A 20,938-nucleotide genomic window follows, 5' to 3' on the forward strand; every position below is an offset into this window, starting at 1 on the left:
GTTCAGCGCCAGCCCCGCCAGCGCGCCCAGCAGGATCGCCCCCGGCATGGCCAAGGCACCGGGCAGGGCGGCCAGCAGCACCACGGCCCCCGCCGCGATGCCCGCGCGCGGCGCATCGGGGCACAGGTTGCGCGCCATGCCCAGCACCGCTTGCGCCACGATGGCGACGGCCACGATCTTCAGCCCCGCCAGTGCCCCGGACCACAGCGCGCCGTCCATGCGCGCCGCACCATAGGCGAAGGCGATCATCAGGATGGCCGAGGGCAGGGTGAAGCCCGCGAAAGCCGCCAGCGCGCCGCCCCAGCCTCCGCGCAGCATTCCCAGCGCGACGCCCACTTGGCTTGAGGCCGGACCGGGCAGAAACTGGCACAGCGCCACGAGATCGGCATAGGCGGCATCGGTCAACCAGCGGCGACGTTCCACGAACTCCGCCCGGAAATAGCCCAGATGCGCCACCGGCCCGCCGAAGGATGTCAGGCCAAGCCGCAGGAAAACCGCGAAGACCTCGCGCGCGCGCCCGGCTTGTCCGTCATCCATCGCTTCTCACCCCCTGTCTGTGCCGGCGCACCCTGCCGCCGTGCTGCGACAGGCATATGACAAGGGCGCGGCGATGGCACGGGCAGACGGGCAGGGCGCGGGCATTATCCCCGCAGGCGGTTGACCAGCCCCTGCGCCGTGATCAGCCCGATTACGGTGCCGCCCTCGGTCACGGGAATCGGCGACGGGTCTGCGCCCAGCCGTTCCATGACCTGCGTCACTGGCGTCTCCGCATCAACGGACACGCCATCGCCGCTGCCCTCGGTCATCACGTCGCGCGCCGTCAGCACGCCCAGCGGGTTCATGTTGGCCACGAAATCCGCGACATACTCCGACGCGGGGGCCGAGAAGATGTCGCGCGGGGTGCCGCATTGCACGATGCGCCCGCCCTCCATGATGGCGATCCGGTCGCCCAGTTTGAACGCCTCGTCGAGATCGTGGCTGACGAAGACGATGGTGCGCTTGAGATCGCGTTGCAGGTCCAGCAATTCGTCCTGAAGCCGGTTGCGGATCAGCGGGTCGAGCGCCGAGAACGGCTCGTCCATCAGCAGGATCGGCGCTTGCGTGGCAAAGGCCCGCGCCAGTCCCACGCGCTGCTGCATCCCGCCCGACAGTTCGGCCACGCGCCGCTGCGCCCAGTCCGACAGGCCCACAAGTGCCAACTGGTCGCGCACCCGTGTCGCACGCGTGGCCCGGTCCACCCCGGCCAGTTCGAGACCTAGACCGACGTTTTCCTCCACCGACCGCCAGGGCAGCAGGCCGAACTGCTGGAACACCATGGCAACCCGTTCCTGCCGGATATGGCGAAGGGTCTTTGCGTCGGCATGGGTCACGTCCACCATCTGCCCGCCGTCATTGACGCGCACGCAGCCGCGCACCACCGGGTTCAGCCCGTTGACCGCGCGCAACAGCGTGGACTTGCCCGACCCGGACAGGCCCATCAGCACGAGGATCTCGCCCTCGTGGACCTTCAGGTCGCAGTCATGGACACCCAGCACTTGCTCCGTAGCCGACTGGATCTCGCCGCGGCTTTGCCCTGCATCCATCAGTGGCAGCGCCGCCGCCGGGTCGGCCCCGAACACGATGGACACCTTGTCGAACTCGACCGCAACGTCGCTCATGTCTTCACCCGCAGCATCCGGTCGAGCATGATCGCCACGACCACGATCACGAAGCCCGATTCAAACCCCAGCGACGTGTTCACCTGGTTGAGCGCGCGCACGACCGGCACGCCCAGCCCGTCGGCCCCCACCAGCGCCGCGATGACGACCATGGACAGCGACAGCATGATCGTCTGGTTCAGCCCGGCCATGATCTGCGGCAGCGCGTAGGGCAGTTCCACCTTCCACAGGGTCTGCGTGCCGGTGGCCCCGAACGCCCGCGCGGCCTCCAGCAGCGGCGTGGGCGTCGACGCCACCCCAAGCTGCGTCAGCCGGATCGGCGCCGGCAGCACGAAGATCACCGTGGCGATCAGCCCCGGCACCATGCCGATGCCGAAGAACACGATGGCCGGGATCAGGTAGACGAAGGTCGGCAGCGTCTGCATCAGGTCCAGCACGGGCCGCATCGCCGCATAAAGCCGGGGCCGGTGCGCCGCCGCGATGCCGATGGGCACCCCGACCGCCATGCACACCACGCAGGCCGACAGCACGAGCGTCAGGCTCTCGGTCGTCTCCTCCCAATAGCCCTGGTTGACGATGAACAGGAACCCCAGCGCCACGAAGGCCGTGATCTTCCAGTTGCGCTGCAACGCATGCGTCAGCGCCGCGAAGATCGCCACCGTCACCAGCGGCGGCGGTGATTGCAGCGCCCACAGGATCGCCTCGATCAGCGTTTCCATGCCGATCGCCATGCCGTCGAAGAACCAGCCGCCATTGACCTGCAACCAGTCGAACAGCGCCGCCGCCGTGTCGCCCACGGGTATTTTCGTCTCGGTCAGCCAGTCCATGCACGGCCCCTCGCGCAGGCCCCCGCGCGATCACGCCGGGGGCACAGGTGTTGAAAGGATCGCGCCTTATTCTTGCAGCGCCGCGGCCAGTGCCGCCTGCGCGTCGCCGCCATCCGCGGTCGTCACGCCATCGAGCCACGCCATCGCGGCATCGCTGTTGGCCTTCAGCCACGCGGTCGCGGCATCCGCCGGGTCCTCGCCGTCGTTCAGGATCGCGCCCATGATCTCGTTTTCCATGGCCAGCGTGAACTGCAGGTTCTGCAGAAGCTGCCCCACGTTCGGGCACTCCTCGACATAGCCCGCGCGCGTGTTGGTATAGACCGTCGCCCCGCCGAGATTCGGCCCGAACCAGTCGTCGCCGCCCTCCAGGTAGGTCAGCTCGAAATTCGCGTTCATCGGGTGCGGTTCCCAGCCCAGGAACACGATGGGCTCGTCCCGGCGGCTCAGCCGGTCGACCTGCGCCAGCATCCCCTGTTCGGAACTTTCGCGCACGCTGAAATCGCTCAGCCCGAAGGCATCCGCCTCGATCATGTCGAGGATCAGCCGGTTGCCGTCATTGCCCGGCTCGATGCCATAGATCGTCTCGTCCAGCGCATCGGCATTGGCCGCGATGGCGTCGAAGCTGGTGATTCCCAGAGCCGCCCCCGCGGCATTGGTTGCCAGCGTGTATTTCGCACCCTCCAGGTTCGCGCGGATCGTGTCCACCGTGCCCGCTTCGCGATAGGGCGCGATATCGCCCTCCATCGTCGGCATCCAGTTGCCCAGGAACACGTCCACGTCGCCATCGGCCATCGCGGTATAGGTCACCGGCACCGACAGCACGCGAATGTTGGTGTCATACCCCAAAGCCTCCAGTACCACGCTCGTGGCGGCGGTGGTCGCCGTGATGTCGGTCCAGCCCACGTCGGAAAAGGTCACGGTGCCGCAATCGGACAGTGCGGTGCTTGCTGCGCCGCACAGGGCAAGGGCGGAAACGGTTGTCTTGATGCGCATGTCTTGGCTCCCCGAAGAGTGGCAGATTTATTGATTGACTGCTCAATCAAACACCGAAAGAATGCACATTGCAACAGGCAAGGTGAAAAGAATGACCCGCGCGAATGTCTCGGCCCTGCGCCGGTCGGCCCTGATCGCGGCCACCATCGACGAGATCGGCGAAGCCGGCTCGCTTGAGGTAACGGTCAGCCAGATCGCCCGAAAGGCAGGCGTTTCCAGCGCCTTGGCCCATCACTACTTCGGGTCCAAGGACCAGTTGTTCCTGGCCGCCATGCGGTCCGTGCTGTCCGATTTCGGGGCCGAGGTGCGTGCCTGCCTCGCGGATCGGCACAGCCCGCGCGACCGCGTGGACGGGATCGTCGCGGTCTGTTTCTCGCCCCAGAACTTCCGGCCCGCGGTCGTGGCGGCATGGCTGAACTTCTATGTGCTCGCCCAGACCGCGCCCCAGGCGCACCGGCTCTTGCGGGTCTACCAGCGGCGGCTCCATTCCAACCTGCTCGCCGAACTGCGCCCGCTGGCCGGGGGTGACGCCGTGGCCATCGCCCAGACCACCGCGGCGCTGATCGACGGGCTCTACATCCGGCAGGCCCTGCGCAACGAAAGCCTCGACGCGGCGGCCTCCATCGGGCTCGTGACCGCCTATCTCGACGGCGTGCTTGCCCCCCAGAATACACGACAGGAGAAACGCGCATGACCGACGCGACCCCCACGGGCAGCCACTATATCGGCGGCAGCTACCGCGACGACCCCGAAGGCGACGCCCTGCCGGTGATCTACCCTTCGACGGGCGACACCATCGCCACGCTGAACACCGCCAGCCCCGCCACGGTCGATGCGGCACTCGAAGCTGCGCGCACGGCCCTCCCCGCATGGCGCGCCATGACCGGCACCGAACGGGGCCGCATCCTGCGCCGCGCCGCAGACATCATCCGCGACCGCAACCGGCAACTGTCCGAGTTGGAAACGCTGGACACCGGCAAGCCCTTGCAGGAAACGCTGGTGGCCGATGCGACCTCGGGCGCCGATGCGCTGGAATGGTTCGGGGGGCTGGCGGCGACCCTGTCGGGCCAGCACATCCCGCTCGGGTCCGACTGGGCCTACACGATCCGCGAACCGCTGGGCGTCTGCGTGGGCCTTGGCGCGTGGAACTATCCCACCCAGATCGCCTGCTGGAAAGCCGCGCCCGCGCTCGCCTGCGGCAACACGATGGTGTTCAAGCCGTCGGAAACCACGCCGCTCTGCGCGCTGAAACTGGCCGAAATCCTGACCGAAGCCGGGTTGCCGCCGGGCGTGTTCAACGTCGTGCAGGGGCGCGGCGACGTGGGCGCGGCGCTGGCCACCGACGCGCGTGTCGCCAAGGTGTCGCTGACCGGGTCCGTGCCCACGGGGCGCAAGGTTTATGCCGCCGCTGCCGAACGCATGAAGCACGTCACCATGGAACTGGGCGGCAAGTCCCCGATGATCGTGTTCGACGATGCGGATCTCGACAACGCCGTCAGCGCCGCGATCAACGCGAATTTCTATTCCACCGGGCAAATCTGTTCCAACGGCACGCGGATCTTCGTGCAGGACGGGCTGCACGACGCTTTCGTGGACCGGCTGGCCGAACGGCTGAAGGGTGCCGTGATGGGCGACCCGATGGATGAGGCCACGAATTTCGGCCCCATGGTCAGCGCCGCACAGCGCGACATCGTGCTGGGCTATATGGAAGCAGGGCAACGCGAAGGCGCGCGGCTGGTCTGCGGGGGCCATGCCGTGGACGGCCCCGGCTTCTACATCGAACCGACCGTCTTTGCCGACGTCACCGACGCCATGACCATCGCGCGCGAGGAAATCTTCGGCCCCGTCGCGTCGATCTTCCGCTTCGGCACCGAGGCCGAGGCGCTGGCCCGCGCCAACGCCACCAAGTTCGGCCTGTCGGGCGCGGTCTTCACCCGCGATCTCGCCCGCGCGCATCGCGTCGTGGCGGGGCTGGAGGCCGGAACCTGCTGGATCAACACCTACAACCTGACGCCCGTCGAAATGCCCTTCGGCGGGGTCAAGGCATCCGGCGTCGGGCGCGAAAACGGGCAGGCCGCCATCGACCACTACAGCCAGGTCAAAAGCGTCTACGTCGCCATGGGCGGAGTCGACGCGCCGTTCTGAGTCATATGCGAGTCATATGGAATTCATATGCGAGTCCGACGCGACGTCAGACCGCCCGAAATGGGGAAAACCGACCATGCAAGCGGATTACGTGATCGTCGGCGCGGGCTCGGCGGGCTGCGCCATGGCCTACCGTCTGTCCGAAGCCGGACGGTCCGTCATCGTCGTCGAACACGGCGGCACCGACGCCGGACCGTTCATCCAGATGCCCGCAGCGCTGTCCTATCCGATGAACATGAGCCGCTATGACTGGGGGTACCGGTCGGAACCGGAACCACATCTTGGGGGCAGGCGGCTCGCCACGCCCCGCGGCAAGGTCGTGGGCGGCTCGTCCTCGATCAACGGGATGGTCTATGTGCGCGGCCACGCCCGCGACTTCGACACATGGGCCGAGATGGGCGCGGAGGGCTGGGATTACGCCTCCGTCCTGCCCTATTACAAGCGGATGGAGACATGGCAGAGCGGCGGCCACGGCGGCGACCCCGCATGGCGCGGCACCGACGGCCCCCTCCACGTCACCCGCGGCCCCCGGAAAAACCCCTTGTTTCAAGCGTTTGTCGATGCCGGGAAGCAAGCGGGATACGAGGTGACGGACGATTACAATGGCCAGAAACAGGAAGGTTTCGGCCCCATGGAGCAGACGGTGTTCAATGGTCGCCGCTGGTCCGCCGCCAATGCTTACCTGAAGCCCGCCCTCAAGCGCCCCAACTGCGACCTCGTGCGCGGGCTGGTGGAGCGGGTCGTGATCGAAGACGGTCGGGCCACCGGCGTGCAGATCCGGCGCGGTGGAAAATCCGAAACGATCTCAGCAGGTTCCGAGGTGATCCTGGCCGCCGGGTCGATCAACTCTCCGAAGCTCCTGATGCTGTCCGGCATCGGCCCCGCCGCCCATCTGGCCGAACACGGGATCACCCCGGTGGCCGACCGCCCCGGCGTCGGTGCGAACCTTCAGGACCATCTGGAACTCTACATCCAGATGGCCGCCAGCCAGCCGGTCAGCCTCTACAAGTACTGGAACATTTTCGGGAAAGCCCTGATCGGCGCGCAGTGGCTCTTCACCAGGACCGGGCTGGGGGCGTCCAACCAGTTCGAAAGCGCCGCCTTCATCCGGTCGAAACCGGGCGTCGAATACCCTGATATCCAATATCATTTCCTGCCCATCGCCGTGCGTTACGACGGGCAGGCCGCCGCCGAGGGGCACGGGTTTCAGGCCCATGTGGGTCCGATGCGGTCGGCGTCGCGCGGCGCGATCACCCTCCGCAGCGCCGATCCGGCGGACGCGCCGCGCATCGCGTTCAACTACATGTCCCATCCGCAGGACTGGGAAGATTTCCGCACCTGCATCCGCCTGACGCGCGAGATCTTCGCACAGGACGCCTTCAAACCCTTCGTCCGGCACGAGATCCAGCCCGGTGCCGACGTGCAGGACAACGCCGATCTCGATGCCTTCATCCGCGAGCACGCCGAATCCGCCTACCACCCCTGTGGCACCTGCCGCATGGGCCGTGCGGGTGATCCCATGGCGGTGATCGACCCGGAAACCCGCGTGATCGGCGTGGACGGACTGCGCGTGGCCGACAGTTCAATCTTTCCGCAGATCACCAACGGCAACCTGAACGGCCCGTCGATCATGGCGGGGGAAAAAGCGTCCGATCACATCCTTGGGCGCGATCCCCTGCCACGCGCCAATGATCGCCCGTGGATTCACCCGGACTGGCAAACGGCGCAGCGCTGATTGATGCTGCGCTGCGGCACGAAAGAAGGGGCTCGGCCCGAGATGGGCCGGCCCCTTTGCATCCGGGCGGTGCGCTGACCGGTGTGGTCGTCCGTCAGAGTTCGGCGGCAGCCTGGCGCGCGATGGTTGCGATGTCGCTGCGTGCGATGCCGAGATCGGTCAGTTCCCGATCCGACAGGATTGCCAGTTCGTTATAGGTCTGGTTGAACGCGGCGCGACGGGCGCGGAAGCGGCGCAGCGCCGTCACGGCTTCGTCGAAACGATAGGCGAGGGCGCTCGGGCGGCGGGTGATGTCTTGTGCGAAAGCCATGGTGGTCTCCTTTCGGGTGCGGCCGCGGATCGTGTTCCGCGTTGGCTCATAGATACGCCGATGCTGCGCCTGCACAATAGACGGGAGCGAATTGCCGCCATGCAGCATCGGCAAGGCTCTGCGCCGGGACCAGACCGGGACAAAACGGGTTAACGACAATGGGATGCAGCCATGGACGGCTACCTCCAAGGTTGATAAGCGTCGTTTTCCAGACCCTTGCCGCGAGCCGCCATGAGCACCTGCTGCCGATCCACCGTCCTGTGCTATGGCGACAGCAACACGCACGGCCAACGTGCCATGCGGGGGCCGGATGACGTGTCGCGCTTCCGCAGCCATGTTCGCTGGCCGGGCCGCGTGTCCGCGGCGCTGAACCCCAAGGTCCGTGTCCTGTGCGAAGGGTTGCCGGGCCGCACCACCGTGCATGACGATCCGATCGATGGCGCCCACAAGAACGGTCTGCGCATCCTGCCCGCGATCCTTGAAAGCCATTGGCCCATCGATGTCGTGGTCTTGATGCTGGGCACCAACGATCTGAAGACGCGCTTCGCCGTGACCCCCGCGGATATCGGCCGGTCCGTCGAACGGCTGCTCGGGGTGATCGCGGGTTCGCGCGGGGGGCGTGACGGGGAGCCGCCCGCGGTTCTTCTCGTGGCGCCGCCGCCCATCGTGGAAACCGGCTGGTTGGCGGGTCATTTCGCGGGCGGGGCCGAGATCTCCCATCACCTCGGGGCCAGCTATGCTGACGTCGCGGCGCGCTGGGGCTGTGACTTTCTGGATGCCAAGGGCGTGGCCGAGGTCGATCCGGTCGACGGCGTGCACCTGACCGAAGCGGGGCATGCAGCCCTTGGCGCCGCGATCGCGGCGAAGCTGCGGACGATGCTTGGCTGATCGGGACCGTTCGGCCCGGTCACTGCATGCATCCCCTGTCCGCGTGCCGTTTTCCGCCTAGCTTCTCGCAGACCACGCTGTTGACCTGCCAGACCGGGGCTTGAAGGTCCGGCGGCGTGCGGCCAGAACAGGCGGCGACACCGCCGGAAGGACAGACCCATCGTGACGCCCCGTGCGCTCTGGACCATCGCTGCCAACAGCTACGCGCTGCGCGACACCGATCTGCCGCCGGATGGCGGGGACATGGTGACGCTGCGGGCGCTGTACTCCGGCGTCAGCCGCGGTACGGAGGCACTTGTCGCCCGCGGCGGGGTGCCGGAAAGCGAACATGACCGGATGCGCTGCCCCAACCAGGACGGCGAGTTTCCCTTCCCTGTGAAATACGGATACGCGCTGGTGGGGGAGGTGACGGACGGCCCCGCAGACCGTCTTGGACAGACCTGTTTCGCGCTGCACCCGCATCAGACCCATACGCGTCTGCCCGCCGCCGCCGCATTGCCCTTGCCCGACGGTTTGCCCGCGCGCCGCGCGGTGCTGGCCGCGAACATGGAAACCGCCGTCAACGTCACTTGGGACAGCGGCGCCGGACCGGGCGACCGGGTGCTGGTGGTGGGCGCGGGCGTCGTGGGGCTGCTGGTGGCGCATGTGATCGCCCGCATCCCCGGCACGCAGGTCACGCTGTGCGACCTGAACCCGGCCCGCGCTCCGCTGGCGGAGGCAATGGGCGCCGCCTTTGCCGCGCCCGACGGCGCACCGGGTGGTCAGGACATCGTCATCAACACCTCGGCCAGTGCCGCGGGCCTGCGGATGGCGCTGGATGCGGCGGGGCAGGAGGGCACGGTGGTGGAGGCGAGCTGGCATGGCACCGGCGACGTAGCCCTGCCATTGGGCGGGCCGTTCCATGCCCGGCGCCTGACCCTGCGATCCAGCCAGGTGGGTGACCTGCCGGCCCATCGCAAACCGCGTTGGGACTATGCCCGCCGCTTGTCCCTTGCGCTACGGCTGTTGCGCGACGCGCCCGCGCTCGATGCTTTACTGACCCACGACATCCCGTTCGACGACGCGCCCGACCTGCTGCCGGCGCTGCTGGCGCCGGGGGCGGATGCGCTTTGTCCCGTCATCACCTATCCCTGAAGGAGACCCGGCATGTATGCCCTCGAAGTCCGTGACCACATCATGATCGCCCATTCCCTGCCCGGCGAGGCGTTCGGCCCCGCGCAGGGGATGCATGGCGCCACCTTCGTCATCGACGTGGCCTTCTTTCGCGAAAGCCTGACCGACAACGACATCGTGGTGGATATCGGGCTGGCGGCGGACGCGTTGAAGCGGGTCATCGCGCCGGTGAACTACCGCAATCTCGACGAGTTGGACCTGTTCGGCGGCAAGCGCTCCACGACCGAAGTGCTGTGCAAGTACGTCTTCGACGCCATGTCGGCCGAGATCGCGGCGGGCCATCTGGGAGAGGACGCGCGCGAGATCGTGAAGTTGAAGGTCACGCTGAACGAAAGCCATGTCGCGCGGGCATGGCTGGAAGGGCCGGTCGCGGGCGCATGAGCGGCTTTTCCGCCGACTGGCTTGCCCTGCGCGAACCCGCCGATGCGCGGGCGCGGTCCAGCGCGTTGATCGCGCAGGCGGCTGCGAGGCTGGCCGCGCAGGCTGCCCCGCTGGTCTGTGACCTCGGGTCCGGTACCGGGGCCGGGATGCGGGCCTTTGCGCCGGCCTTTCCGGCGGATACGCGCTGGTGCCTTACAGACAACGACCCCGACACGCTGGCCATCGCCGCACGGGCGGACGCGCGGGTGGAGACGCGGCTGACCGATCTTGCCGCCGACCCCGCGCCCTGGCCCGAGGACTGCGTTCTGGTGACGGCGACGGCGCTGTTCGATCTGGCATCGCCCGCGTGGATCGACCGGCTGGCGGACCGGCTGGCAGCGGACCGGCTACCACTGCTGGCCTGCCTGACCTATGACGGGCGGCTCGGCCTGTCGCCCGCCCATCCCGGCGATGCGGCGCTGTGCGCGGCCTTCAACCGCCACCAGCGGCACGACAAGGGTCTGGGCGGCGACGCGGCTGGGCCGGGGGCGGTCGATGCGCTGTGTGCGGCGCTTGCGGATCGCGGCTATACCGTGGCCCGTGCCGACAGCCCCTGGCGGCTGGCGGCGGGCCGGGACGATGCGCTGATCGCGGAACTGCTGCGCGGCTGGGCCGGTGCGATGGCGAACGCGGACCTTGTGCCGTCAGCCACCGCCAGAGACTGGCTGGCCTCACGGCTGGCCCGGACAGACCGGCTGACCGTGGGCCATGCGGATATCTATGCCGCCCCACGAGAGGGTTGATCGCCCCGCGCGAACCGGCACGCCACGAGAAAATCCCCGTCCTCGAAGACATGGGTGGTCGTGTCGGGCCACGCGGCATCAGCCAGCGACGTGATCGGGGGAAGCGCGAGTCCGGCCTTGCCCGATCCGAGGATCACCCGGCCATACAGAAGGTGCAATTCGTCGATCGCCGCCGCGCCGATGAACCGGCCCAGCGTGTCGGCCCCGCCTTCGATCAGAACCCGCGCGATGCCTGCCGCCCGCAGGTCTGTCAGAACCGCATGGGGGCAGAGCGGACCCGTTTGCGCCGCCCGGCGTTCGACATGATCGGGCAGGTCAGGCGCACCTCCGAACACGATGCAGCGCGCCCCGTCGCGCGCCCAGACCTTCGCCGTCGCGCTGACACGGCCATTGGGGTCGATCACCACCCGCGCTGGATTTTCGCCCGGACAATGGCGCACGGTCAGCGCCGGATCGTCGGCCAGCACGGTGCCCGCGCCGACCAGCACCGCATCCACAAGCGCGCGGACCCGATGCAGGTGGTGCAGTGCTTCGTGCCCGTTGATGTAGCGCGACTCGCCGCTGTCGAGCGCGATCCGCCCGTCCAGCGACAGCCCCAACTGGCCGATGGCATGGGCCTGGCCCTTGCGCCGCGCCGCGATCAGGGGCGCAAATGCCTGACGCAGGCTGCGTGGCCCGGCCGCGGCGGGCAGGTCCGCGCGGTCGTTCTCGATCACGCGATTCCAGGCAAGGTCCTGCATATTCGATCTGTCTCCCTTCGGTGTCACGGCGTGGGCGAACGGCCATCCGCCACCATAATCATAGGATGACGCTGGAAAAAGTCGCACACGCTGCCGTGATCGGCACCGGACAGGCAGAAAGTCGCCGCCGCCGCGGTCAGGGTGCTGCCCGTTCGAACAGGAGCGCCATGCTGTCGCGCAGGGTGACCGGCCCGCCGACATAGTCGCCACCGATGGACGGGCTGCGCAGGCGCAGGGACCAGCCGAACCCTTCGATGCCGGGGATGGGCAGGGTCAGCGGGTCGAAATCCAGCGTCTCCCCGCCCTCCATATGGGCGATGCAGAACATCTGCCGCCCGTCCGGCGCGTGGCGCAGGCAGGCAAAGACCGTGCGCCCGGCGATGGGCCGGATATAGTCGAAATGATCCTTCGGCCCGAGATTTGCACGCAGCCACGGGTTGGCGCGGCGGAACTTGCGCAACTCGAACATGTAGCCGGTCTGCGCCGCATCGAGCCCCGAGATCGAATTGGACACGTTGCAGTATTCGTGCATGTCGTCCATCCACGCCCGCGCGATGTGCTTCAGTTCGGCGGGCGTGAAATATTCCGGGCCGACCAGCTTGGGTTCGACCGAGTTGAGCAGGTCGCAGATTACCGTGAGATCGTATTCCGTCACCTCTACCAGCGCGGGAAGGAATTCGAAGAACCGCAGCAGATCCTCGCGCGTGGTGAAGCCGATCTCCTTGAGGCGGCGGAAATTCTGCGGCACCGAATAGGCGTATTCGTCCACCTGCCATTTCAGGCTGATCGCTTCCTCGGCCACGACCTTGACCCCGTAGCGGTCGTCCTGGTTGCGGATGAAGCCCCAGCTTGCGCGGGATGTCGCGTTCAGAAAATCCATCGGCACGCCGGGAAAGGCCGCGTAGGTCAGCATCGACACAGCCGGATTGTCATAGGCCTTGTCGAGGATATCCATCTTCGTCTCGCCCAGCCGCGTATTGATGTTCAGCTTGGGGTTGACCTGCGTGCCGCGGCGCAGCGTGTCGTGGTTGGCGGTGCCGGAGATCCAGTTCGACCCGACCTCCATCATCTCGCGGATGCGCCAGTATTTCGAAAGCCAGAAGCCATAGATGAACGGGGTATTGTGGGCAAAGGTCAGCGGCCCCCACTGGAACACGTCGGGGTCGTGCGACTGGTTCTCGATCACCGCGCGATAGGTAGATGACAGTTCCCAGTCCTCCTGCGGCCAGGGGCGGCCATCCTCGAACACGAACCACGGGTGGAAGGTCGTGCCCGCGACCTCCTGCTCCATCGCCGACATCTCGCGCAGGTAGTCGTCGTCATGCTGCATCGACTGGGTGGACGGGTCGTACCACTTGAAATCCTGCGCACCGTCCACGCGCACGCCATCGGCGCCGAAGTTGACCTTGCGCCGCTGCATTTCCAGCAGGATCGCGCGCACGGCCGGGTTCTTGTAATCGAGATTCTGGCCATACATATTCGGCCCGGCGAAGAAATGCGCGTTGAGCGCGCCAAGTCCCTGGTTGTCGGAATGGCCGAACACCACGTCGAGGATCAGCATCTTGGGCTTCTTCGGGAAATTGTGGAGCGCGGCGGCGAAATCCACCAGCTCGTCGGGCCGCCCCGATTCCAGAAGCACCGGGTTGACCGCAGCCATGCCCGCGATCACCACGTCGTATCCCCAGTTGGTGGTGTCGGGCCGCGTGAGGCTCGCGGTGACGGTGGTATCGTTCAGCGGCGTTTCCTGCCAGAAGGCCGGGCCGGTTTCGTAGACCGTCGTGGGTTCGACCGGCAGAAGCTGCACGGCATCGTAGCCGAGATAAAGCTGGTCCGCGGGCTCCATCGGCAGGTCCGCGGCGAAGCGTTCGCCCAACCGCTCGAACTGCCGTGTCAGTGCGGCCAGCGTCCCGCCTGCCGTTGCTGTGGGGACATGGATTTGCAGGATATTCGTGGGTGGTGCGAACTTGTGCGGCACCTCGCCGGCAAGTTTGGCGTAGTACGCCAGGTCACGGCGCGCGGCCAGCATCGCTGCGGTGTCGTAAAGCTCGGCGGGTGCGAAGGCCCCGAAGGGCAGCGACGACGCCAGCGGATCGAGGATCCGGTGCCAGGTCCCCTCGGCATCGCGCCACACCAGCGCGTAGAAATCCCCGACCTGCTGGCGGTTGCCCGCGATCATGCCCTGCACCACGGCGAAGGTATGCGCCTCGAACCGGGCGACGGGGATATAGGCGCGGGCGAAATCCACGTCCTGGTGCGCGCGGGTGAGGTCCAGCGGTTCGTGCGGGCGCAGCACCTCGAGGAACACGTCCCCGTCCGGTACGCGGTTGTCGAGAAGCTCCGGCGTCCAGAACCCGAAGGTCGCGCGCCCGTCTTCCCAATGGCCGCCCAGCCACCTGGCGATGGCGCGTTCGCCGTCGAAGCTCGTTTCCGCGGAATAGAGCGTGCGGGCGCACTGGTCGGCCAGCGCGTGGGCGGCATCCATGTCGGGGGTCAGGGCGGTGGCGAGATCGGTCATCGAGGCTCCTCTCGGGCGGGCCTGAGGCCCAAATTCAGGGGCGGTGCCGGCGCATCAGGTCGGCGGTGCGCCGGATCGCGGGGTGCTCGCCCAGGTCGCGTGCCGCCACGGGGAGGCGGCGGCGCCAATTGGGATGGGCGTCGATCGTGCCGGGCAGGTTGGGTTGCTCGGTCACTCCCAGCATATCCTCTGTCTGCACGGCCACAAGGGTCGTGGGGCAGGCAGCCAGCACGGCATGCAGCGCGTCGGGGTGGCCGCCCGCCGTGCCATGGGCGGCGTCGAAGGCTGCGACCTCGGTGGCGCGGGCGGTCCGAGCGGCGGGCAGATCGGTCGCGGGCAGTTGCCCGATATGTGTCCACCAGTCGAGATCCCGTCCCGCGCGCCAGCCCGCCCATGTCGGCAGGTCGTGGCTGGAAAAGGACGCGAGCGTGGGCGCGTCCCAGTCGCTGGCCGCGCGATAGACCGGGGGATCGCCGACGCGTTCGAACATCGCCACGCGGCAGCCCAGCACGCCCGACGCGGCCATGGCGTCGCGCAGGCCATAGGGGACGTTGCCCAGATCTTCGCCCACCACCGAAGCGCCCGCGCGGGCGGCTTCGATCCGCGTGATGGCCAGCAGGGCATCGCGGGGCATGGCGACATAGCCGCCGGGTGCGCCGCATTCCGGGACCCAGAAGGCCCGCTCGAACCCCAGCACATGGTCGATGCGCAAAAGCTGCGCGTGGCGGAACTGTGCGCGCAGGGTGTCGATGAAGGCGCGAAAGCCCGTGGCGACCAGCGCGCGCGGGTTGAACGGCGCGATCCCCCAGCTTTGCCCGCCGGGCGAGAACGCGTCGGGCGGGGCGCCCAGCGACACGCCGCGGGCAAAGCTGGCGCGGTCCGCCCAGGTTTCCGCCCCGCCCGGATGGGTGCCGACGGCAAGGTCCAGATAGAGCCCGAAGCGCATCCCGGCGTCATCCGCCGCGCGCCGCACCGCGGCCAGTTGATCGTCGGCCTCTATCTGCGCCCACGCGTGAAAGGTGACCGCCTCGGGGTTGGCGGCGGCGAAGGCGGCTACGGCGGGGCTTTCCGCGTCCTGCAATTCGCCGGGCCAGTCCGGCCAGAGCGCGCCATGCACATCCGCCAGCGCTTGGTGGGTGGCGAAGCGCCACAGATCCGGGTCGGCCTGCGCCGTGGCCTGCGCGGCAAGCCGCTCTGCCCCGGGCAGCGCGTCGAAGGCCGCGCGCAGGGCGGCGCGTTGCGCGGGCCGGTCGGTGGCGTAGGCGATCAGGTCGCCCGGTGTCCCGGTCCAGCCCGGCACCGCCACATGGGCTATGTTGAGCCTCTGGCGGCTGGAGGGCGAATAGGGGCTGTAGGTGTCGGGATCGGTGGGAAACCCGGCATGGACCGGGTTGATGCCCACGAAATCCGCGCCCGCGCGCCCCAGACCTGCAACCGCATCGGCAAGATCGGCATAATCGCCATACCCGCCCGCTTCGGCCGTGCGCAGCCCGTAAAGCGGCAGGGTCACGCCCCAGCCCGGCGCGGGGTCGGGCAGGCGCGGCGGGGCGGCGATCAGCAGCCACTGCCCCGTGCCATGTTCCAACGTGTGATAGCCCATGGGCAGCGGCGGCAGCGGGCCGGTGCCCTGATGCGCGGTTCCGTCCTCGAAGGTCAGCCGCCAGTCGCGGTCGACTGCCAGCGGGGCAGGGCTGTCGCAGGGCGCGATCCGCCAGCCGGTGAAGCCCGTGCCGGGTTTGGCCAGCGCGGCCAGCGACTCGGCGGCCTCCGCGTCCGTCCCCGCAGGCAGGTCCATCGCCGACAGCAGCGCGCGCGCCGTGTCGGCGGACATGGCACGCTCCGTGCCGGTCGTGTCGGTGTAACGCGGCAGCAGACCGGCGGCGCTCGCCAGGCGCCAGAGCGGATCGTCGCCGCCGCCGGTCACGACGGCGCGTCCAGCCGGAACACCACCACCGTGTCAGCGGCGACCCGTGCCGTGCCGCGCACTGGCGCGTCGGTGACCGGCGGGCTGCGCAGGGTGTCGATGCAGCGCTGCCAGCGCTGGCCGGGCTCGCAGGCGGGCAGCTTGACCTGCAACGGCCCGCCGCGGTTGAACACGCAGAAAAGCGCCACTTCTTCGACGTCATAGGGGGGCGTACCGCTTGCGGTGCGCAGTTCGACGGCCACATGGCCAAGGTCCGGATCTTCCCAGTCTTCGGGCGTCATGGGCTGGCCATCGGCCCGCCACCAGAACAGGTCCGGCTTGCCGTCGATGGCACGCTCGTCCGAATGCAGGAACAGCTTCTGCCGCAGGATCGGGTGCGCCTTGCGGAAGGCGATCATGGCGCGGGTGAAATCCCGCATGGTCCAGTCGGCTTCCGGCCAGTCCACCCAGCCGATTTCGTTGTCCTGGCAATAGGCGTTGTTGTTTCCCTGCTGGCTGTTGGCGATCTCATCCCCCGCAAGGATCATCGGGGTGCCTTGGCTCAGCAGCAGCGTCGCCATCATGTTGCGCCGCCGCCGGGCGCGGGCGGACTGGATCTTGCGGTCCTTGGTCGGTCCCTCGGCGCCCATATTGTCCGAGAAATTCTCGCCATGCCCGTCGCGGTTGTCCTCGCCGTTGGCGTGGTTGTGCTTTTCGGCATAGCTGGTCACGTCGGCCAGCGTGAACCCGTCATGGGCGGTGACGAGGTTGACGGAGGCCGTGGCCGGGCGCCCGGAATGATCGAATTGCAGCGCCGACCCGGTCAGCCGGTCGCCCAGATCCGCCGCCATCCCGGCATCGCCGCGCCAGAAGCGCCGCACCCCGTCGCGGAACTTGTCGTTCCATTCGAGGAAGGGCGGCGGAAACGCGCCAAGCTGGTAGCCGCCGGGGCCGATATCCCATGGCTCTGCGATCAGTTTCACGTCCGCGAGCGCAGGATCCTGCCGGATCGTGTCGAAGAACGCGGCGCCGCGGTCGAAGCCGCCGTCGCCGGTGCGCCCCAGCGTGGCGCAGAGATCGAACCGAAACCCGTCCACATGCATCGCCTCGACCCAGTAGCGCAGGGAATCCATCACCATGCGCAGCACCATGGGGTGGTCCATGTTCACCGTGTTCCCGGTGCCCGTGTCGTTGATGTAATAGCGCGGGTCGTCCGCCAGCCGGTAATAGCTCGCGTTGTCCAGCCCGCGGAAGGACAGGGTCGGCCCCAGTTCCGACCCTTCGCAGGTGTGGTTGTAGACCACGTCGAGGATCACCTCGATCCCCGCGCGGTGCAGGTTCGCGACGGTCCGCTGGAACTCGGCCACGTCGTTTTCGACCATGTATCGCGGATCGGGCGCGAAGAAGCCGAGCGTCTGGTAACCCCAATAATTCGTCAGCCCCTTTTCAAGAAGAAAGCCGTCGTTCAGGAACGCGTGGACCGGTAGCAGCTCGATCGCCGTGATGCCCAGATCGACAAGGTAATCCAGGACCGGTTCCGACCCGAGCGCCCGGAAGCTGCCGGGATCGCCGATGCCGGGGAACCGCGCGGTCAGCCCCTTCACATGGGCCTCGTAGATCACGCTGTCGCGGATGCGGGTGCGCGGCGACCGTGCGCCGCCCCAATCGAAACCCGGATCGGTGACGATCGCCTTCGGCATGTAGGGCGCACTGTCGCGCGGACAGGCCACCAGATCGCCCTCGTCGGCGTCATAGCCCAGAAGGGCATCGTTCTGTACGGGATGCCCGGTGATGCGGCGCGCGTAAGGGTCCAGTAGCAGCTTCGCCGGGTTGAACCTGTGCCCTTCGCAGGGCGCGTAAGGGCCATGGGCGCGATAGCCGTAGAGCTGCCCCGGTCTCAGGCCCGGCAGGTAGCCGTGCCAGACATCGCCATTGCGTTCCGGCAGGGCGTGGCGGGCGATCTCCTGCGTGCCGTCGGGGCTGAACAGGCACAGATCCATCCGTGTCGCGTGTTCCGAGAAGATGGCGAAGTTCACCCCATGCCCGTCGAAGGTCGCGCCCAGCGGGTGCGACCGCCCCATACCCATCACTGATCCAGCCTGCATTCACGTCCCGTCCGCAACATCCCGGTAAAGTGCTGCGTAGGCCGCGCCGGAGCGGTCCCACCCAACCGGATGACGCATGGCATTGCGCGCCATCCGGGTCCAGACCTTGGTATCGGAAAAGAGCGCGCAGAGCCGGTCCAGCGCATCGCGGAGTGAAGATACGGTCAATGGATGGACGGTGATGCCCGTCGCGGCACCGGCGGCGAGACCGGCATCGGAGGCGTCGATCACCGTATCCGCCAGCCCGCCGGTCAGCGCCACCACCGGGATCGTTCCATAGCGCAGGCCATATAGCTGGGTCAGCCCGCAGGGTTCGAACCGGGACGGGATCAAGATCGCATCGCCCCCCGCCATCATCCGGTGCGACAGCGGTTCATCATAGCCGATCCGCACGGAAACGTTCGGATGCGCCGCTGCAGCGCGCCACGCCTGTTCCAGCCCCGGATCGCCGCTGCCCAGCAATGCGAGCCGCCCGCCCTGGTCGGTCAGGCTGGGCAAAGCCTCCAGCAGCAGGTCGAGCCCCTTCTGTTCCGTCAGCCGCGAGATCACGATGCACAGAGGCCCGTCGCCTTCGGGCAGGCCGAATTCTTCCAGCAGGGCCGCCCTGTTCGGCGCCTTGCCGCGGGCTTGGTTGTAAGGCGTGATGTTCGGGTCGGTCTGCGGGTCCCAGGCGGTCGTGTCGATCCCGTTGAGAATGCCCGTCAGGTCGGCCCGCCTGTCACGCAGCACCCCCTGAAGCCCCATGCCGAATTCCGGTGTCAGGATCTCGCGCGCATAGGTCGGGCTGACGGTGGTCAGCCGGTCGGCGGTCAGCAGCCCCGTCTTGAGCGCGCTGACCTGCCCGTAATACTCGGCCAGGCCCGGGTGGAAATCCGCGCCGTCGATCCGCATGGAGGCCACGCGCCACGGCGCCGCCAGCCCCTGGAAGGCGATGTTGTGGATGCTCAGGACCGACGGAACCCCGCGTGCATGGCGGCGTATGTAGTAGGGGGCCAGCGCTGCCTGCCAGTCGTGACCGTGCACCAGTACGGGCCGCCAGCCATCGAACAGCCCGTCGCGCGCCACGACCATCGCGGCCCATGACAGCGCCCCGAAGCGTTCCGGGTTGTCCGGCCAGTCGCGCCCGTCGGGGCCGAGATACGGATTCCCGGGCCGGGCAAAGAGATGCGGCGCGTCCAGCACCAGAAGGTCGAGCCCCGCTGCATGACCATGCAGGACACGCCCATGCCCGCCGAACAGGTCGGGCAGGTCCAGAAGCGGCGCGGCTTCCCCCAGTGCTGACAGAACCGCTGGATAGCCGGGCAGCAGCGTGCGCATCCCCACGCCGTGCGGGGCAAGCGCCGCGGGCAGGGCGCCCGCGACATCGGCAAGCCCCCCGGTCTTGACGAGCGGCGCACATTCCGAGGTGACGGACAATACCCTCATACTGGGCGATGCCCCCGCCGCACGACCCCGGCGCCTGTCACAGCGCCGCGTCCCGCCGGTCGAGCATGTCCTGCGTGATCAGTGTCACGCCGCCCTCGGACACGCGGAACCACTTGGCGTCCTCTTCCGGATCCTCGCCCACGACGAGGCCCTTGGGGATCACGACACCCCTGTCGATCACGACGTTGCGCAGCCGGGCGTGGCGACCCACATCGACATAAGGCAGCGCCACCACGTGATCGAGCGAAGCATAGGAATTCGTCTTGACCATGGTGAACAGGACCGAATTGCGGATTTCCGTACCCGACACGATGCAGCCACCCGACACCATCGACGACACCGCCGACCCGCGGCGGTTTTCCTCGTCATGGATGAACTTTGCGGGGGGCACGCTTTCGGAATAGGTCCAGATTGGCCATTCGTGATCCCAAAGGTCCAGTTCCGGCGTGAAATCGGTCAGGTCGATATTGGTCTTCCAATAGGCGTCGATCGTGCCCGCGTCGCGCCAATAGGCCGGGGCATCCGCCGCGCGCACGCAGCTTTCGGTGAAGCGGTGCGCCATGGCCTTGCCGTTCTTCACGATGTCGGGGATCAGGTCGTTGCCGAAGTCGTGACTGGAATTGCTGTCTTCTGCGTCACGCAGCAAGAGATCGCGCAGGAAGCTCCACGAGAAGACATAGATCCCCATCGACGCCAGCGCCATGGACGCATCCTCGGGCGTGCCGGGCGGATCGGCGGGCTTTTCCAGGAAATCTGTGATCCGCCCCGTGCCATCGACCGCCATCACGCCGAAGGCCGTCGCCTCGGGCCGCGGCACGGTCAGGCAGCCGACGGTCACATCGGCGCCCGCGTCCACGTGCTGCCGGATCATCGGTTCGTAGTCCATCTTGTAGACATGGTCGCCCGCGAGGATCAGCACGTAATCCACGCCGTAGCTGTCGATGATGTCGATGTTCTGCGCCACGGCATCGGCGGTGCCGCGATACCACATGGATTCGTCCACCCGCTGGCTGGCGGGCAGGATGTCGAGAAACTCGTTGCGTTCCGCGCGAAAGAAGTTCCAGCCGCGCTGGCAATGGCGGATCAGGCTGTGGGCCTTGTACTGGGTGGCCACGGCCATCTTGCGGATGCCCGAGTTCAGTGCGTTGGAGAGGGCGAAATCGATGATCCGGACCTTGCCGCCGAAATAGACCGCTGGTTTGACCCGCCGATCGGTCAATTCGCGCAGGCGCGAGCCGCGCCCCCCCGCCAGCACGAAGGCCACCGTGCGGTTCGACAGTCGTGCGTGTGGTCTTTCCATGGTCGTCTCCTCCCTGAGAACCGGGCGGGGGCGATCCCCGTCCCGACGGCCGTCTGGT

At 67.8% G+C, this 20,938-nt stretch carries 18 protein-coding genes; 7 read left to right on the plus strand and 11 right to left on the minus strand.

Translation table 11 applies throughout. From position 1 onward, the window contains the following. The 4 genes from DDE13_RS16295 to choX form a co-directional block, all read right to left on the minus strand. Positions 1-537 (minus strand): chromate transporter (locus tag DDE13_RS16295; RefSeq protein WP_162631054.1); only part of this gene is annotated, 537 nt, incomplete at its 3' end. Positions 538-641: 104 nt separating this feature from the next. Then, positions 642-1,658, minus strand: coding sequence for a choline ABC transporter ATP-binding protein (gene choV, locus DDE13_RS16300; RefSeq protein WP_111405344.1), 1,017 nt, complete (start codon positions 1,656-1,658; stop codon positions 642-644). Further along, positions 1,655-2,485 carry a choline ABC transporter permease subunit gene (gene choW, locus DDE13_RS16305; RefSeq protein WP_111405345.1) on the minus strand — a complete coding sequence of 277 codons (831 nt, stop codon included), beginning with the start codon at positions 2,483-2,485 and terminating at the stop codon, positions 1,655-1,657. The genes choV and choW overlap by 4 nt, the downstream gene beginning before the upstream one ends. 66 nt (positions 2,486-2,551) lie before the next feature. Next, positions 2,552-3,478 carry a choline ABC transporter substrate-binding protein gene (gene choX, locus DDE13_RS16310; RefSeq protein WP_111405346.1) on the minus strand — a complete coding sequence of 309 codons (927 nt, stop codon included), beginning with the start codon at positions 3,476-3,478 and terminating at the stop codon, positions 2,552-2,554. Between the two features lie 91 nt (positions 3,479-3,569). Here choX and betI point away from each other — a divergent pair, with 91 nt between their 5' ends. The 3 genes from betI (at position 3,570) to betA (ending at position 7,358) form a co-directional block, all read left to right on the plus strand. Next, on the plus strand, positions 3,570-4,172 hold the full coding sequence (gene betI / locus DDE13_RS16315; protein ID WP_111405347.1) for a choline-binding transcriptional repressor BetI: 603 nt from the start codon (positions 3,570-3,572) through the stop codon (positions 4,170-4,172). Continuing rightward, complete coding sequence (gene betB / locus DDE13_RS16320) at positions 4,169-5,623, plus strand: betaine-aldehyde dehydrogenase (RefSeq protein ID WP_111405348.1); 1,455 nt, start codon at positions 4,169-4,171, stop codon at positions 5,621-5,623. Before betI ends, betB begins: the two co-directional genes overlap by 4 nt. Before the next feature lie 76 nt (positions 5,624-5,699). Next, positions 5,700-7,358, plus strand: coding sequence for a choline dehydrogenase (gene betA, locus DDE13_RS16325; RefSeq protein WP_111405349.1), 1,659 nt, complete (start codon positions 5,700-5,702; stop codon positions 7,356-7,358). A 94-nt stretch (positions 7,359-7,452) separates the two neighbouring features. Here betA and DDE13_RS16330 read toward each other — a convergent pair whose 3' ends face one another. Continuing rightward, positions 7,453-7,668, minus strand: a complete 216-nt coding sequence (locus DDE13_RS16330) for a DUF1127 domain-containing protein (protein WP_111405350.1) — start codon at positions 7,666-7,668, stop codon at positions 7,453-7,455. Positions 7,669-7,899: 231 nt separating this feature from the next. Between DDE13_RS16330 and DDE13_RS16335 the strand changes: the two genes are divergently transcribed. The 4 genes from DDE13_RS16335 to DDE13_RS16350 all read left to right on the plus strand — a co-directional run bounded on the left by DDE13_RS16335 (position 7,900) and on the right by DDE13_RS16350 (position 10,892). Continuing rightward, positions 7,900-8,556: an SGNH/GDSL hydrolase family protein gene (locus DDE13_RS16335; protein ID WP_111405351.1), complete on the plus strand. Its 657-nt coding sequence runs from the start codon at positions 7,900-7,902 to the stop codon at positions 8,554-8,556. Between the two features lie 162 nt (positions 8,557-8,718). After that, positions 8,719-9,690: a zinc-dependent alcohol dehydrogenase gene (locus DDE13_RS16340; protein ID WP_222626123.1), complete on the plus strand. Its 972-nt coding sequence runs from the start codon at positions 8,719-8,721 to the stop codon at positions 9,688-9,690. Between the two features lie 12 nt (positions 9,691-9,702). Continuing rightward, entirely contained in the window at positions 9,703-10,110 is a 408-nt protein-coding gene (locus DDE13_RS16345) for a 6-pyruvoyl trahydropterin synthase family protein (protein WP_111405353.1), read from the plus strand. Next, entirely contained in the window at positions 10,107-10,892 is a 786-nt protein-coding gene (locus DDE13_RS16350; RefSeq protein ID WP_111405354.1) for a class I SAM-dependent methyltransferase, read from the plus strand. The genes DDE13_RS16345 and DDE13_RS16350 overlap by 4 nt, the downstream gene beginning before the upstream one ends. On the opposite strand, the gene DDE13_RS16355 is transcribed toward DDE13_RS16350, so the two are convergent. From DDE13_RS16355 to glgC, 6 genes are all read right to left on the minus strand, one after another. Then, the gene (locus DDE13_RS16355) at positions 10,868-11,632 is read right to left on the minus strand and encodes a RibD family protein (protein ID WP_162631055.1); all 765 of its coding nucleotides are present in this window, start codon (positions 11,630-11,632) and stop codon (positions 10,868-10,870) included. The genes DDE13_RS16350 and DDE13_RS16355 overlap by 25 nt on opposite strands. Before the next feature lie 136 nt (positions 11,633-11,768). After that, a complete protein-coding gene (gene gghA / locus DDE13_RS16360) occupies positions 11,769-14,147 on the minus strand; it encodes a glucosylglycerol hydrolase (RefSeq protein WP_111405356.1) in 2,379 nt (792 codons plus the stop codon). 34 nt (positions 14,148-14,181) lie between these two features. After that, the gene (locus DDE13_RS16365; RefSeq protein WP_235868738.1) at positions 14,182-16,071 is read right to left on the minus strand and encodes a 4-alpha-glucanotransferase; all 1,890 of its coding nucleotides are present in this window, start codon (positions 16,069-16,071) and stop codon (positions 14,182-14,184) included. Continuing rightward, positions 16,068-18,155 carry a glycogen debranching protein GlgX gene (gene glgX / locus DDE13_RS16370; RefSeq protein ID WP_111405357.1) on the minus strand — a complete coding sequence of 696 codons (2,088 nt, stop codon included), beginning with the start codon at positions 18,153-18,155 and terminating at the stop codon, positions 16,068-16,070. Before glgX ends, DDE13_RS16365 begins: the two co-directional genes overlap by 4 nt. Then, entirely contained in the window at positions 18,156-19,580 is a 1,425-nt protein-coding gene (glgA, locus tag DDE13_RS16375; protein WP_111405358.1) for a glycogen synthase GlgA, read from the minus strand. Positions 19,581-19,617: 37 nt separating this feature from the next. Then, on the minus strand, positions 19,618-20,880 hold the full coding sequence (gene glgC, locus DDE13_RS16380) for a glucose-1-phosphate adenylyltransferase (protein ID WP_111405359.1): 1,263 nt from the start codon (positions 20,878-20,880) through the stop codon (positions 19,618-19,620). Positions 20,881-20,938 lie beyond the last annotated feature (58 nt).

Source organism: Meridianimarinicoccus zhengii (assembly GCF_003254465.1).
Classification (GTDB): Bacteria; Pseudomonadota; Alphaproteobacteria; order Rhodobacterales; family Rhodobacteraceae; genus Meridianimarinicoccus; species Meridianimarinicoccus zhengii.

Coding starts and splice junctions, on each gene's coding strand:
- choV (WP_111405344.1), bottom strand. CDS start 1,658: ATGAGCGACGTTGCGGTCGAGTTCGACAAGGTGTCCATCGTGTTCGGG.
- choW (WP_111405345.1), bottom strand. CDS start 2,485: ATGGACTGGCTGACCGAGACGAAAATACCCGTGGGCGACACGGCGGCG.
- choX (WP_111405346.1), bottom strand. CDS start 3,478: ATGCGCATCAAGACAACCGTTTCCGCCCTTGCCCTGTGCGGCGCAGCA.
- betI (WP_111405347.1), top strand. CDS start 3,570: ATGACCCGCGCGAATGTCTCGGCCCTGCGCCGGTCGGCCCTGATCGCG.
- betB (WP_111405348.1), top strand. CDS start 4,169: ATGACCGACGCGACCCCCACGGGCAGCCACTATATCGGCGGCAGCTAC.
- betA (WP_111405349.1), top strand. CDS start 5,700: ATGCAAGCGGATTACGTGATCGTCGGCGCGGGCTCGGCGGGCTGCGCC.
- DDE13_RS16330 (WP_111405350.1), bottom strand. CDS start 7,668: ATGGCTTTCGCACAAGACATCACCCGCCGCCCGAGCGCCCTCGCCTAT.
- DDE13_RS16335 (WP_111405351.1), top strand. CDS start 7,900: ATGAGCACCTGCTGCCGATCCACCGTCCTGTGCTATGGCGACAGCAAC.
- DDE13_RS16345 (WP_111405353.1), top strand. CDS start 9,703: ATGTATGCCCTCGAAGTCCGTGACCACATCATGATCGCCCATTCCCTG.
- DDE13_RS16350 (WP_111405354.1), top strand. CDS start 10,107: ATGAGCGGCTTTTCCGCCGACTGGCTTGCCCTGCGCGAACCCGCCGAT.
- DDE13_RS16355 (WP_162631055.1), bottom strand. CDS start 11,632: ATGCAGGACCTTGCCTGGAATCGCGTGATCGAGAACGACCGCGCGGAC.
- gghA (WP_111405356.1), bottom strand. CDS start 14,147: ATGACCGATCTCGCCACCGCCCTGACCCCCGACATGGATGCCGCCCAC.
- glgX (WP_111405357.1), bottom strand. CDS start 18,155: ATGCAGGCTGGATCAGTGATGGGTATGGGGCGGTCGCACCCGCTGGGC.
- glgA (WP_111405358.1), bottom strand. CDS start 19,580: ATGAGGGTATTGTCCGTCACCTCGGAATGTGCGCCGCTCGTCAAGACC.
- glgC (WP_111405359.1), bottom strand. CDS start 20,880: ATGGAAAGACCACACGCACGACTGTCGAACCGCACGGTGGCCTTCGTG.